Origin of the sequence: Mesorhizobium sp. M7A.F.Ca.US.014.04.1.1 (assembly GCF_003998745.1) — a bacterium.
Classification (GTDB): Bacteria; Pseudomonadota; Alphaproteobacteria; order Rhizobiales; family Rhizobiaceae; genus Mesorhizobium; species Mesorhizobium ciceri.
The window spans coordinates 1-13,085 of record NZ_RZRW01000104.1 but is presented as its reverse complement, the minus strand read 5'-3'; the positions used below and the strand labels follow the sequence as shown (position 1 = coordinate 13,085).

The window sequence follows — 13,085 nt, the reverse complement described above, 5'->3', positions numbered from 1 at the left end:
GGCTTACGAGGCATGGCTTGCGGCGCGGAAGATGGCGCGGTTGTCCTCGCGCAAAACCGTCAGCCATGAGCCGATGTAGTCGGCATGGCGCACGGTCGGCTCGATGCCGAGACTGCTGCAGATGAAGGCTGATGCGATTTCGGCGACCAGTTCCTCGCGCGCATAGGTGTTGGACCCGAAGGAGCCGGACAGGTCGCGCGCGAGTCGCCTCGGGTGGCCGGTCCAGTGGCCAAGCTCGTGAAAGCAGGTCCGGTAATAGTCGATCTGGTGGAAGAAAGCCGGCTGCGGCGGCACCTGTATGGTGTCGCTGCCGGGCATGTAGAAGGCGCGCTCGCCGCCGACGCGAAAATCAGCGCCGGTTGCATGAATGAGCGCCTCGGCCTGCGGGACCATCTCGCGCTCAGGCAGAGGCTCGCCGGCGGCGTAAAGATGTTCGGGCAGATTATCGCACTGCGCGACATTGAAGACGGTGAAGCGCTTCAGGAAGGGCACCGCCTGCGGTTCGTCGCCATCGGTGTCGGCGCGTTGCTTTTCGTTCTTGGGAACAAAGCGGTCAGCGTGAACGATGGTGGTGCCGTGCTCGCCCTTCCTGACATTGCCGCCAAGCGAAAGCGCCTGCCGGAAGGTGAGCCAGTTCTGGCTGGGGAAACCGCGCTCGATGACCGCGCCCCACAGGATCAGGATATTGATGCCGGAATATCGGCGCTGGGTGGCCGCATTCCGCGGCAGGCCGAGGCCTGTCCTTGCCCTGCCCCACGGCTTGACCCATGGCACGGTGCCGCGCTCCAGTTCGGCAATGATGCGGTCGGTGATTTCCTGATAAAGGCTGGCGCCGGTGCGCCCGCCGCTGTCTGCGCCAGCCTGTCGGCTGCCGCAACGTTTGTTGTTTGCACGCATCGTGATGTCCTCCGCTCTACAATCGCGCGCCCTCCCCGGAAGCGGGGTGGGCGGCAAAAGCGACCGGAAAGGCCCGCCGTCGGAGGCGGACTGCATCAGCAGGACCGGAACGGAGTGGAGGACCCGAAAGCGACAAGCGAAGGGTTGCGGGACGCCGCGGCGGGCCTAGAAGGGAGTGCTGCCCACCCTGCGCCAGGGGGAAGGCCACAATAGAAAGACGCCGGCCGACAGGCCGGCGACCGTCAGCAGCCGAAGGCTGCCCCGCGCCAGGGGGCGATGCCGCAGGGCCAAGACCGCCTGAGCTTGCCGAAGAAAAGCGGGCTCGGTTCACGAGCACCCGGCCAGCGACTTCAGGCGCGGGCGCTCAGGATTGTTGTTGGCGCCCACGGCAGCTGGATGACCGCAACAAGATTACGAGGAGCGACAGCAAAGCCAGCTGCCACAAACGGCACGCTCCGGCAACAACAGCGTGGCCGGTCTACAGATGCTGCCCCGCACGAGAGCCAGCACGCTTTGAGCGCGCATCGGCGATGCAAGCGTTGCAAGCTGGCCATGTCCACAAGGTCGGCGACCACTATATCGCCGACCACCAACGCGGGCGTACCGTCTAAGTGCAGACCTTTCGCGAGTGCGCGGACGCGCGCATTTCATCTGCGATGGCCGGATCTTGCATTCCCGCTTGAGCTGCTCAACGTCAAGGCCTACACGCGCTGCGATCTTGAGAGTGACCCTTCAACTGGGGGAAATCATAAGGGCGCGGTGGAATTCGTCGAACTTTCCCTGTTTTCTCGAGGCGAGTGCGGCGAAGGCTGGGAATTGGGAATCCGGTCCCAGGACCGGGAACTGTTTGATCACAAGCTTCAGATTGGGCTCATGCTTGAAGGCTTTTTGGTAGTTGATATCAGCCAGTCTGCAATGCGGACAGTTGTGGTAGTCATTGAATATGACCAGAACGGCATCGCCTTGCGGGTTGCCGGCGATTGGCGAAGGAGATCGTTGTCGAATGCGCCGCTCCACTTTTGCCTGTCGGTCGACCACGCCTGCCGGTGCAGGTTCGCGCTATATTGGCTCGCCAGCAAGGCGAGGAGTAAAAGAAGAGCTGCGACAGTGATGGCAGTCGGCTTAGACATGAGTCTCCAATCCATGGACGGCGTGGCAGCAACGGCCGCCTTTTTGGTGTAAAATGGGTCAGTTTTGATCGTGCCCCGCAGTTGCTACAGGCGCACAGGTGCCGGTGCGATCTGGCGGTTTCTCAAATACGGCTTTGCGCCATCGGGTCCACCCCAATAGCTGAGCGTCGTTCGCACGGGGAATTGTGTTCACCACGCCGGGCGACTTGACCGTCCACCGCCAGAGCGCTGAACGGTCCGCTAGTGAGGCGCTCCCCGAATCGTCGTTTATCCCGCTCGCCCCGGACCGGGTGACAGCCAGCGTTGCCGCTACGCTGCGGAGAAAAACCGTCAGCGCGTGGCATTCGGACATAAGCTGATCGACGCCAAGAATAAGCCCCACGGAGGTGACCGGTGCGGCCGGAACAAGAAAGAGCGTTGCAGCCATTGTGACGAGGCCTGCACCGGTAATGCGGGTTGTTCCGTTCGAAGGGAACAATGCGACAAACAGCATGAGGATCCGGCAGCCGATCGGGAGATCAGTTTTCGTCGCTTGGGCGATGAAAAGGGCGGCGAGCATCATATTCGTGCCGTCCAGATTGAATGGAATGAGACCCACGACCGAATGCGTGGCGCCGGCCTTTTCCATCTTCTCCATGAGCGAGGCCAGCGCGGCCTCTGAGGAGGACATTGCGAGCAGCAGCTCGTCCTTGATGTATCGGACGAGAGAGAAGAGCGAGCGGCCGTTGTAGCGGCAGACCGCGCCGAACAGGATCGAGAGGAACAGGACCGAGAGGAACAAGACTTGCAGGATGTCGCCTTCCGCGAAGGCACTGGCAATCGTTGACGGGATGATGTTCATCAGGAAGCTGGTCACGGACTGCTCGTGAGCCGTGGCCACATAGCCCTTAACGGCTTCGACATCGAGCGAGGCCGGATCGATGTTGAGGCCGGCGCCAGGCTGAACGATATTCGCGACAATCAGCCCGACAAGGAGTGCTAGCGTCGAGAAGGTAAGGAAATAAACCATCGCCTTGGCGGCAACTCGGCCGACCTTCTGCAGATCGCTCATGCCGGCAATGCCGGTCGCCATTGTCAGGAAGATGACAGGTACGGTGATTATCTTGACGACATCGACGAAGGCATCGCAGAGCGGCTTCAGGCTGTGGCCGGTCTCCAAATGGAAATAGCCGATTGCGGCACCCAGGATTATGGCGGCAAGTACCTGCACGTAGGTCCGGGCAAAATGGCGCTTGCGGGGCGCTAAGATCGCGCGGGGAACTCTTGGAACCAACACCGTCTCTCTCCTTGACCGGATCGGGGTGGGGCTCCTCCCTCTCCCATGCAGTGCTCCGGTCGAACGCTGCGCCCACTTCGGCGCAAACGATGTGCCAAATAGCAAGAGGGGAAAACGCGCAGGACCTCACGCAATGCTTGCGATTCGCTCTCCCACACTCGTGCAGTGGTTGCCTGTCGCAACTATGGAAGGGTCGATTCTGGGAACTCCAAAGGCCGCTCTTTGCGTCGACGCAGCTTGGCTGCCTGGAAGGTTCCCTCTTTGCCTTGCGGTCTGCGAGCTGGGTCCAGATGGTCATCATTTGGCTGCGCGCTGCACGGGGCTCGAAAGATTCAATCGAGGACGGGTCCTCTTGGAAAACGGGGGCAGCGTTGGTCAAGCCCTTCCACCCTGCTGTCCCAATGGTGTTCAGAAGCTCAGTTCACGATCAAGCGATGGATCAGCGTCATCTGGCGTTTGCGCCATCGCGGCGGCGTTGCAACGGGTCTGCCAAAGATGAGCAGGCCGCGAGGCAGGGTCCGAGACCTAGACTCCAACCTCATAGCGCGCTCGGCTCGCGTTCGGAAGGTTCGAACCGCAGCACGATCAGGTGGCGACACCGTTGGTCGGAACCGGAACCCGACGAATGATCGTTCGTGACCGACATCTGTGAACAAGCAGTATGTGTCATTGCAATCACCACCCGTTGCGCGGAAATGCCCATATGGCCGTGAATGAACTGGATTTGGTGATTTTCCAGATGGCGGTGGAAAGCGTCCGCTTGCTCTCTTCAAGCTTTGATGAGAAGGCGGCTGAGATAGCCACGAGGAGCCGTGGTAGCCTTCTTTTTGACGTGCGGGTGGACGGTGACCTGGAGGTCCAGCGAGTCGCAGCCATTGGATATCCAGGCGACAAGATCGGTGTGGTGGCATTGGACCGAGAGGGCCTTGTTAGCTGTTGTTGCCTTGTCAATGGCACCTTCTCACCTTTCATTGCACCGTTGGAGAACTGGACCAGCATGCCCCTTTCGATGCAGGCCCAGATCGATGTCACAGGCTATGCGAGGCTCCTTCTGGCCGCCTTGCGAAATGCTGGACATATGCTGGACAGGTAGCATCGCGATGATGTCTGTGATGAGATGGTGCAAACGGCTGGATGAGGCGATCGCTTGCTGGCAGCTTTGGCAACAAAGCGATCGGTGAGTTCGCAATGCTGGAACACGTCCTTTAGACTCTGCAGTTAAGTTAGCGGACTACCATCTGACGAATGCCCTCTGACAGTCTGCATGGCGCGGCATGCCCTCTTAGGAATGCAGCCGTGGTTCTACACCATCGGCTGTTTTTGTGTCGAAGGCGACGGGCACGCCATGAACGAAGGAAGCGGCCGCCAACAGTTCCTCCAACTCGCGGTCGGTGGCCTTGCATGCCGGCATTAGTGTTCGGATGGCGCGGATCGCCTGCGCCATGGAGAGAAAGCGGACCCTTCCCCTGGAAAGGACATAGGCTTCTGCGGCTTTTTCGACGGTGACGGTGTGAAACGAATTGGTCATGACGAATTCCTCCCTGAACCCTGACCAACCCGACTTATGGCACGAATTCGACCGCCTTCAAGCCTATGTCCGATTGCGGACAATCGCTGCGATTCGTTCAAAACCGCTGATGCTTTTGGGCGACCTGGTGAGGGGCAAGGAGACGTCGGCTGAACCCGTTTCAACCGACATGCTTCAGGCAGCGGCCAGGCCGAAATAACGCTGCTCCTCCTTGTCATAAGCGCCATGTGTGAGCTTTATCAATCCGGCACGGTCGATGATCGTGATCTCGCCGCGCTTGGCGTGCACCAGTCCTCGATACTCAAGCATTTGCAGGGCCGTGGTGACCCCGGGCGGTGGGCGCGAGCATGGTCGCCAGAAATTCATGCGTCGGGAGGATCTTATCTCCTTCCGCACGGTCGTGGACCATCAGCTGCCAGCGGGCCAGCCGTTCTTCGACCTTGGAGTGGCCATTGACCAGTGCCGTCCGGCATGATTGGACGAGGAACGCGTGGGCATAGTCCAGCACTGAGGTGCGAAGCGACGGGCTAATCGCAGGGCGAAGGTTTTCAACCGGCAGGCGCCAGGTAGTGCTTTCCTTTCCGAGAATGACGGCAATTCCTTTCATCCCGTCATAGCCGACAATGCCGACTTCACCTTGCCGCCCGCCGGTCATGGTGGCGACCACCGACGCGATGCCCCTCTCGGGAAAATATACGTTCTTGATCGGCTGATGCGCGACCTCCAACTTGTCCTTGATGCCCGGTTCGACGTGATGCAGCGATGGTCGCAAAAGCGCGAAGTCCTGCGGGGTGAGGGCTTCAGCACCTGGTCGCGAAAGAGGGATCGGGCAAGGCTCTCTTCCAACGGGGCAAGAGCGCGTACGTCTTACTGTCGGCTGCACCGAAGTAAATGCCGGCCGATGCCAAAGCATAGGCTTCGAAACGCGCGATTGCAAAGCCCTGTCGGGGCAGTGCAGTCATGCTAGAAGTCGCGCCGCCTACGATAGGCAGCGGATGACATGATTCCCTTCTGCGGCGGCCACCAAGAACGGCTCGGGCACGCTTTAATCGTTCATACACAAGCTCGCAGGAATGTAAGCAGCGGAACAGTCGGGTGATTCGTACCGCCCTGCCCTTTCAGAGATCAAGTCATTGGACGTCAATTCGGCTGGAACGCCTCGTCGAACGGCCCAGGAAAATGCAGCCGGATGAGCAATGGTGGTTCACCTTATGTGCGGTCCCGGATATGCGGTCCGGCGGCTCATCTCCCAATGGCTTGTCGATGGGGAAGTGGAACTCGTCATGTCGCCGCGAACCGTCACCGCGCTAGCGGGGCTCTTTTGAAGACGCCGGTGTTTTTCTTTGTGGAACTGAATCTGTGAGGTGATTGATGCATGAATCAAACATTTGCGTATTTCCGCTGCATCGGCGACGTATATTGGTCGAAAGTATCGCCCAGGCCCTCGAGACCAAGAACGGCGAGGCGGCGAGCGCGTTCTGGCGCTGTGCCGCCAAGAAAATGCTCATTCAATTGTCCGATGTAGGAATTGCGCCAGAGCTCGCTGCGCAGGAGGTTGGAAGCCTTCTTCATGCGGTCTTGGACGACATGGCCAACCGAACGGTAATGCACAAAGCATAGGCTCGGGCGCTGTTGGACCGCGCGTCAGCTCGGGTCCTTATCGGGGGACTGCTCCGACTGGCCGACGGTCCGGCCAAACCGGCATACCGGCAAAGCTTTGAGGTTGCGATCGCTCACGGCGGCCGGTCCAATATTCTAAGACGACCTCAGAAGCCACGTTGGCTTCTTTGGACGAAGCGGAGGGGCGCCATTTTGGCGTGCTCACGCTGGACTGCGGGTTGCGCCTACGGAAATCCAAAGTCCGGCCGCGCGAGCCAATCGACCGGAACAGTCGAAAGCTCGTGGGGCGGGTCCGCTCACCCTCACGGCGGCGGTGGCGGCCGTGAGCAGACTTAACTCAAGTCACGGCTGAGCATCCGCAGGCGCTATGCCGATTGGATGAGAACTGGTTGCCACAACACCGGCCCGTTGAGGCGTCCCCTCCAGCGGATGCGCAAGAGACTGGCGTAGGAAATATCGAGGAAGCCGGCGACTGCCTCGGTGTTGCCGACCTGCTTGGGCTGTCCGATACGTGACAACGGCCAGGTCGCGAGACGAAGGATCCTTTCGATGCGCGTATCTGTCACCGTTACGATCCCGGAGAGATTGTTGGCCAAGCCGAATTCGATGATCCCCGCGAAGAGCTCGTAGGTTGCTTGGGCCAGGCCGCCAGCTGCCTTCGGCGCTGTCGCAGGGAGATCGAGCGCGAAACGACTACTCTCCCAGATATCGGCACTCGCAGGGACCACCATCTCATCCAGCAGCGTCGGAAACGTATCGCGCAACATTGTCGGTCCGGTGGTCGGCAAAAGGCGGACGCAGCCGCAAGTTCGCCAATCGGACCCCTTGAGAAGCAGGTAGACGGGGTTCAGGCTGTCAAACGAGTCCGTTTCCATTTCGCCTTCGGTCTGCACTTCCCAATCGAGCCGCTTCTTGAAAACCCGATACCTAAGTCCGTGCATTTCCTTGAGTTCGCTCGCAAACTCGGCGTAGCAGTCGGGTGTTATCAGCTGCATCATTGTCGTCTCCGTGCGGGATGTGTCCACGCAATCGAAGGGCAAAGCCGTCATGAATGCAGCCTGTAGACCTTTACAGCTAGACTTGGAGAGGATCAGGATCTCGCCCGAGCAGCCATCCGCACTACGGCCTGGTTGATGGTTCGCACGCCAAGCTTCGCCTTGGCGTTTTCCTGATGGAAGGTCACGGTGCGTTTCGAGACACCGAGAATCTGGCTGATATCCCAGGCCGACTTGCCGCACGCCGCCCATTTCAGGCACTCGAACTCCCGCCGGGTGAGCATTATGCCATCTACCACGCAATCTTCGGCGAGCCTGCGCCGGGCATGGATATGAACGTTGATCGCAACCAGTTGCATTGCTTTTTCGTAGCGCGTCAGCGACCTCAGAAATGGCGGATGCGCCTCGTTGGAGGCGAAGGTCAGTGCGGCGAACCGGCCGCGATGATCATGCATCGACATGGTCAGTCCGCCGCGAATGCCGAACTCAGCTGCTTTTTCCAGGACTTCCTGCTGAGAGGTCGGCAAATAACGGTGATCGCGGTCCACACCCCAGTCGAAGGTATCCCAGCCCCGCAGTCCCCGCAGGATCACGGGATCCACGCTGTGGTAGCGCTGTTGCAGGTAATGTGATGTCCATGATGATGGATAATTCGAGATCAATCGCGGCCTGTCGCCGGAAGCGGATGGGTAGGTGAAATAAGCGAAGAGCGGAAAGTCGAACCCGGCTGCGGCGGACGCCATTGCCTCATGGAGATCGACGGCATCGACGCTTGCAGAGAGTTGCTCGACCAAGGTTTCAAATACGCGATGCATCTGCGCTTAGCGTACCTCGCGGAGGTTGCTGGAAGCCGACGGAGACGTGGTTCTAAATGATGGCCTGTCCCTGCAGGGCATACGACGCGCCGCCGTCATCACCGCAATTGCTGTGCTGCTTCCGATTGGAGAGAGCTCCGCCCACCTGACCAACTACCGATGGGTGATATTGCGACGTTATCGATGAGCCGCGTGTCGCCAAGCCAAGCCGCAGCAAGCAAGCGTGCCGGTCGGTCAAGGCTTGCTAACGATTGCAGGTCTGTTTCTCCGCGAAGCTCCAGGTATTCGAGCTCGCGATAGCCGGCAGCCAGAATTGCTGCACGCGCTTCATCAAGCGTAGGCAGGATGGGGGAGCCGCGTGCAAGCCGCTCGGCCGTATCGAGCAGGACCGATGCTAGTTTTGGGGCAATGGCGCGTTGGGCTGGGGAGAGCCGCACGTTACGCGACGATAGCGCAAGACCATCGGCTTCGCGGACTGTCGGACAGGGCACAATAGTGATCGGAATGTCGAGATCCCGGACCAAGCGCCTGACAAGCTGAAGTTGCTGAAAATCCTTTTCGCCAAAAAAGGCGAAGTCAGCGCCGGCCTGCAGGAAGAGCTTGGCCACGACCGTCGCCACGCCATTGAAATGGCCGAGCCGGAATGCGCCGCAAAGGCATTCGCTGATGCCGGACACTGAAACGGCCGTGGCGAAGCCCACCTGGTACATTTCCTCTGTGTCCGGCACATAGAGCAGATGCGTGCCCAGCAGAGCGAGCTTGGCAGCATCGTCGCTTTCCGTCCGAGGGTAGGCAATCAGGTCGGCGGGGCTGTTGAACTGCTTGGGGTTTACGAACAGCGTCACGATCACCCGCTCGGCCCTTTCGAGCGCCTTCCGCACGAGGCTCAGATGCCCGTCGTGCAAGGCTCCCATGGTCGGCACAATACCGATCGTGGCACCCGAGCGACGCCATTGCGCAACGACGCCGCGCAGCTCGCTCACGGTTCGAGCGATCGGCACGCTCATGTGAAGTCACCGGCCTTCAAGGCGTTGACATAGAGATGTTCGACCGCCGGAAAGTGCCGGTTCCGCATATCGGTGGCGTAAGCGGCGATTGCCGCCTCAGCCTGCTCACCGAGCTCGGCATAGCGTTTGACGAACTTCGGCCGAAATGAGGTGAAGAGCCCGAGCATATCGTGGCTCACCAGAATCTGGCCGTCGCAAGCTGGCGAGGCACCGATGCCGATGGTGGGTATGTCGATATCGGCGGTTATCTGCCGTGCAAGCTGCTCCGGTATCTTTTCCAGCACCAAGGAGAAGGCGCCAGCTTCAGTTACCGCCCTGGCGTCGCGCCTGATCCGCTCTGCATCGGCTCCCCGGCCCTGCACACGATAGCCTCCAAACGTGTTTACCGCCTGCGGCGTCAGGCCCACATGGGCCATGACAGGTACGCCGCGCGCGGTAAGGAAGCGGATGGTTTCCGCGATGGTCTCGCCGCCCTCGATCTTTACCGCTGAACAACCGGTCTCACCCATCACGCGCGCAGCGTTGCCGAAAGCGTGCTCTGGGCTTTCCTCGTAGGAACCGAAGGGCAGGTCGACGACCATCAGCGCGTGTTCAAGGCCGCGGCGAACGGCCTGTCCGTGCATGATCATCATGTCGAGCGTGACCCCCAGCGTCGACGACAGGCCGTGCAGCACCATGCCGACGCTGTCGCCGACAAGAACGATGTCGCAGTGGCGATCGAGCAGCCTCGCGACCGGCGTGGTGTAGGCCGTCAAGCATACAAGTGGCGTCTGGCCTTTTCGCGATCGAATATCTGGAGGAGTCATCCCTTTTATCTCACCAGCCGCGCTCAACCGAGGCCCCTTCCCTTACGTTACCAACAGCGGGTGTCGCGTTTGGCATATTTTTGTGCGACTGCGAAGAGCTAAAAACAGCGCTTGAGTACTCCGGTGTTGACGTGCTGGCTTCCAAGGTTACATTCAATCGATTAAGGCGCTCCGTTGGGCCAACCCGCTTTCGCAAACATGGATCCTCAGACAAGAAGAACCAAGAAAGGCAAAGCCGCCGTCAAAGCTGACGAAGCCAAAGTGGACCTGACTGCCGTCGTGGTCGCCGTAAACGACAGTGAGCCCTGTGTCCTCACAGTCGGTCATGCGGACACCCTCCCTTCTGGACCTTTTGCCCTTGAGCATCGATCACTGCAGTCGGGTTTGAGGGGGTGGGTGGAGCAGCAGACCGGCCATGCACTTGGATACATCGAGCAACTCTACACCTTCGCCGATCGCGATCGCATCGGCACTGAGCGCCACCAGCGCGTCATCTCAATCAGCTATCTCGCATTGACCAGGAAGGAACAGGCAACGAACTCGGCCGCGTGCGGCTGGCAAAGTTGGTACGAATATTTTCCCTGGGAGGACCACCGCTTCGGCACGCCGCCTGTGCTGCTCGATAGATTGCGGCCCCGCCTGATTGAGTGGGCCGGCGGCGCCAGCGAGCCGACCACTCAACGCGAGCGCCGGCAGCGCGCTGCGATAGCCTTCGGCTTCGACGACCGCCATTGGAACGAGGAACTCACGCTCCAACGCTACGAGTTGCTCTATGAAGCTGCTCTGATTGAGGAGGCCGGTGGCGGCAGGGACGCGATTGCGGCCGCGGCTGGCAAACCAATGGTCGCTGACCACCGTCGTATTCTGGCAACCGGGATCGCGCGGCTGCGTTCGAAGATCAAATACCGGCCGGTCGTGTTCGAGCTTATGCGGCCTTCCTTCACGCTGCTGCAACTGCAGCGAACCGTGGAAGCTTTGGCTGGCAGGCTGATCAACAAGCCGAACTTCCGGAGATTGGTCGAGCAGCAGGAACTTGTTGAGGAGACCGGGGAGACCTCCCTCGACACGGGCGGCCGACCGGCGAAGCTTTATCGCTTCCGGCATGCCGTCCTCGACGACAGGGCTATCGCCGGGACAAAATTACCGCTGGCGCGGGCTTGACATACTTATAGTCAAGGTAGATATATTCCCTTATTGTCAAACCGAATATAATCGAGGCGCCAATGACTGGGGCGTTACCTATGGCTGCGTCCTTGTATGAGCGTGTCCGGCGGGTGATCCCACCCGTTGAATGGCCCGCGTTCGCCGGCGATATTGAAGCCATCTTAGCGCTGAAGCGTGAGCGCAATGCGGTGGTGCTGGCGCACAATTACCAGACGCCCGAAATTTTTCATTGCGTGGCAGACATCGTCGGCGACAGCCTGGCGTTGGCCCACAAGGCGGTGACGGTCGACGCCGACATCATCGTGGTTGCCGGCGTTCATTTCATGGCCGAGACGGCAAAACTGCTCAATCCGAACAAGACCGTGCTCATCCCGGATCTCCGCGCCGGCTGCTCGCTGGCCGAATCGATCACGGCAAACGACGTGCGGCTAATGCGGCTGCGGTATCCGGGGGTCCCCGTTGTTACTTACGTCAACACTTCCGCCGCCGTAAAAGCGGAGTCCGACATCTGCTGCACGTCCGGCAACGCCAAGGCGGTGGTGGAATCGCTTGGCGTGGCGCGTGTGCTGATGCTCCCGGACGAATATCTGGCGAGGAACGTGGCAGCCGATACAGACGTCGAGATCATCGCCTGGAAAGGCCATTGCGAGGTGCATGAGCGCTTCACCGCAGCAGACATCCGGGAACTGCGCGATGCCCATCCAGGCGTCATCGTGCTGGCCCATCCAGAATGCCCACCAGACGTTGTCGCGGAGGCGGAGTTCTCCGGCTCGACCGCGGCGATGTCGGATTATGTCGAGCGTGAGAAACCGAAGCGTGTCGTCCTTCTGACCGAATGTTCGATGAGCGACAACGTCGCGGTCGCGCATCCCGACGTCGAGTTCGTTCGCCCATGCAATCTGTGCCCGCACATGAAGCGCATCAACCTGGCCAACATTCGCGCCGCACTCGAGCAGAACCGGCATGAGGTCCGGATTGATCCCGAAATTGCCGGCCCCGCCCGCCGCGCGGTCGAGCGCATGCTTTCCCTATGAGTCTGGAGGTTCGCGAAATCGCGGGGGCGCCGGTCGTCATCGGCGGCGGCATTGCCGGCCTGATGACGGCGCTTCATCTGGCGCCGGAACCGGTCGTGCTTTTGACCAACGCGCCGCTTGGAACCGGAGCCTGCAGTGAACTTGCCCAGGGCGGTCTTGCGGCAAGTCTCGGGGGCGACGACGGCCCAGATTTTCACCTTTGCGACACGATAGCTGCCGGCGACGGACTCTGCGATGAGGCCACGGTGCGGCGAGTGGTACGAGCTGCACCCGAAGCGATTAGGACGATCCAAAGGTTCGGCGTCGACTTCGACCAGCACCCTGACCGCGCGTTGCGACTTGGGCTCGAGGCGGCACACTCGCGACGGCGGATTGTGCATGCAGCCGGCGACGCCACCGGTCGCGAGTTGGTGCGCGCGCTCGTCGCCGCGGTTCGGCGTACAGCCTCGATCACCATTATCGAAAATGTGGAGGTCCGCCGGCTGGTCGTGCAGGACGGGTCGGTCATCGCCGTGGTCGCAGCAGGACGAGCCGGCGCGCTCGCTCTGCCCACGCGTCGCGCGGTGCTGGCGACCGGCGGCGTCGGCGGGCTGTTTTGCGACACGACAAACCCCGCTGGCTCATGGGGTCACGGGCTGGCGCTCGCCGCATGGGCGGGGGCGGAACTCGCCGACTTGGAATTCATACAGTTCCATCCAACTGCGCTCGACGGTCCGCGCCGGCCGATGCCGCTGGTGAGCGAAGCCGTGCGTGGCGAAGGCGCGGTGCTCATCGATGAGCGAGGAGAGCGCTTCCTCGCCGACACACCTGGCG

The 13,085-nt window shown here is 60.7% G+C and carries 15 protein-coding genes; 5 read left to right on the top strand and 10 right to left on the bottom strand.

Annotated features, from left to right (window positions below; genetic code table 11):
- Nucleotides 1-3 precede the first annotated feature (3 nt).
- The 3 genes from EOA22_RS09930 to EOA22_RS09920 all read right to left on the bottom strand — a co-directional run bounded on the left by EOA22_RS09930 (nucleotide 4) and on the right by EOA22_RS09920 (nucleotide 3,300).
- Nucleotides 4-897, bottom strand: a complete 894-nt coding sequence (locus EOA22_RS09930; protein WP_127389947.1) for a zincin-like metallopeptidase domain-containing protein — start codon at nucleotides 895-897, stop codon at nucleotides 4-6.
- 732 nt (nucleotides 898-1,629) lie between these two features.
- Nucleotides 1,630-1,914 carry a thioredoxin domain-containing protein gene (locus tag EOA22_RS38750; protein WP_224570942.1) on the bottom strand — a complete coding sequence of 95 codons (285 nt, stop codon included), beginning with the start codon at nucleotides 1,912-1,914 and terminating at the stop codon, nucleotides 1,630-1,632.
- 171 nt (nucleotides 1,915-2,085) lie between these two features.
- On the bottom strand, nucleotides 2,086-3,300 hold the full coding sequence (locus EOA22_RS09920; protein ID WP_210326676.1) for a cation:dicarboxylase symporter family transporter: 1,215 nt from the start codon (nucleotides 3,298-3,300) through the stop codon (nucleotides 2,086-2,088).
- 706 nt (nucleotides 3,301-4,006) lie between these two features.
- Between EOA22_RS09920 and EOA22_RS09915 the strand changes: the two genes are divergently transcribed.
- Complete coding sequence (locus EOA22_RS09915; RefSeq protein WP_024505560.1) at nucleotides 4,007-4,396, top strand: hypothetical protein; 390 nt, start codon at nucleotides 4,007-4,009, stop codon at nucleotides 4,394-4,396.
- A 189-nt stretch (nucleotides 4,397-4,585) separates the two neighbouring features.
- Here the strand turns inward: EOA22_RS09915 and EOA22_RS09910 are convergent, their stop codons facing one another.
- The 3 genes from EOA22_RS09910 to EOA22_RS09905 all read right to left on the bottom strand — a co-directional run bounded on the left by EOA22_RS09910 (nucleotide 4,586) and on the right by EOA22_RS09905 (nucleotide 5,603).
- A complete protein-coding gene (locus EOA22_RS09910) occupies nucleotides 4,586-4,831 on the bottom strand; it encodes a hypothetical protein (RefSeq protein ID WP_063169243.1) in 246 nt (81 codons plus the stop codon).
- 174 nt (nucleotides 4,832-5,005) lie between these two features.
- The gene (locus EOA22_RS39515) at nucleotides 5,006-5,140 is read right to left on the bottom strand and encodes a hypothetical protein (protein ID WP_256754986.1); all 135 of its coding nucleotides are present in this window, start codon (nucleotides 5,138-5,140) and stop codon (nucleotides 5,006-5,008) included.
- Entirely contained in the window at nucleotides 5,133-5,603 is a 471-nt protein-coding gene (locus EOA22_RS09905; RefSeq protein ID WP_224570941.1) for a hypothetical protein, read from the bottom strand. Before EOA22_RS09905 ends, EOA22_RS39515 begins: the two co-directional genes overlap by 8 nt.
- A 599-nt stretch (nucleotides 5,604-6,202) precedes the next feature.
- Here EOA22_RS09905 and EOA22_RS38745 point away from each other — a divergent pair.
- Entirely contained in the window at nucleotides 6,203-6,451 is a 249-nt protein-coding gene (locus EOA22_RS38745) for a DUF6074 family protein (protein ID WP_063169245.1), read from the top strand.
- A gap of 365 nt (nucleotides 6,452-6,816) precedes the next feature.
- On the opposite strand, the gene EOA22_RS09895 is transcribed toward EOA22_RS38745, so the two are convergent.
- The 4 genes from EOA22_RS09895 to panB form a co-directional block, all read right to left on the bottom strand.
- Entirely contained in the window at nucleotides 6,817-7,449 is a 633-nt protein-coding gene (locus EOA22_RS09895; protein WP_063169246.1) for an acyl-homoserine-lactone synthase, read from the bottom strand.
- A 92-nt stretch (nucleotides 7,450-7,541) separates the two neighbouring features.
- Entirely contained in the window at nucleotides 7,542-8,240 is a 699-nt protein-coding gene (locus EOA22_RS09890) for a LuxR family transcriptional regulator (RefSeq protein WP_348629485.1), read from the bottom strand.
- Nucleotides 8,241-8,359: 119 nt separating this feature from the next.
- Nucleotides 8,360-9,268, bottom strand: a complete 909-nt coding sequence (gene panC, locus EOA22_RS09885; RefSeq protein ID WP_063169248.1) for a pantoate--beta-alanine ligase — start codon at nucleotides 9,266-9,268, stop codon at nucleotides 8,360-8,362.
- A complete protein-coding gene (gene panB, locus EOA22_RS09880; protein ID WP_063169249.1) occupies nucleotides 9,265-10,101 on the bottom strand; it encodes a 3-methyl-2-oxobutanoate hydroxymethyltransferase in 837 nt (278 codons plus the stop codon). The genes panC and panB overlap by 4 nt, the downstream gene beginning before the upstream one ends.
- A 171-nt stretch (nucleotides 10,102-10,272) precedes the next feature.
- On the opposite strand from panB, the gene EOA22_RS09875 reads away from it, so the two are divergent.
- The 3 genes from EOA22_RS09875 to EOA22_RS09865 all read left to right on the top strand — a co-directional run.
- Entirely contained in the window at nucleotides 10,273-11,235 is a 963-nt protein-coding gene (locus EOA22_RS09875) for a membrane protein (protein WP_024505567.1), read from the top strand.
- A gap of 62 nt (nucleotides 11,236-11,297) precedes the next feature.
- Nucleotides 11,298-12,272, top strand: a complete 975-nt coding sequence (gene nadA / locus EOA22_RS09870; RefSeq protein WP_063169250.1) for a quinolinate synthase NadA — start codon at nucleotides 11,298-11,300, stop codon at nucleotides 12,270-12,272.
- Nucleotides 12,269-13,085: FAD-binding protein (locus EOA22_RS09865; RefSeq protein ID WP_127389946.1), on the top strand; the 817-nt coding region annotated here is incomplete at its 3' end. The genes nadA and EOA22_RS09865, both read left to right, overlap by 4 nt.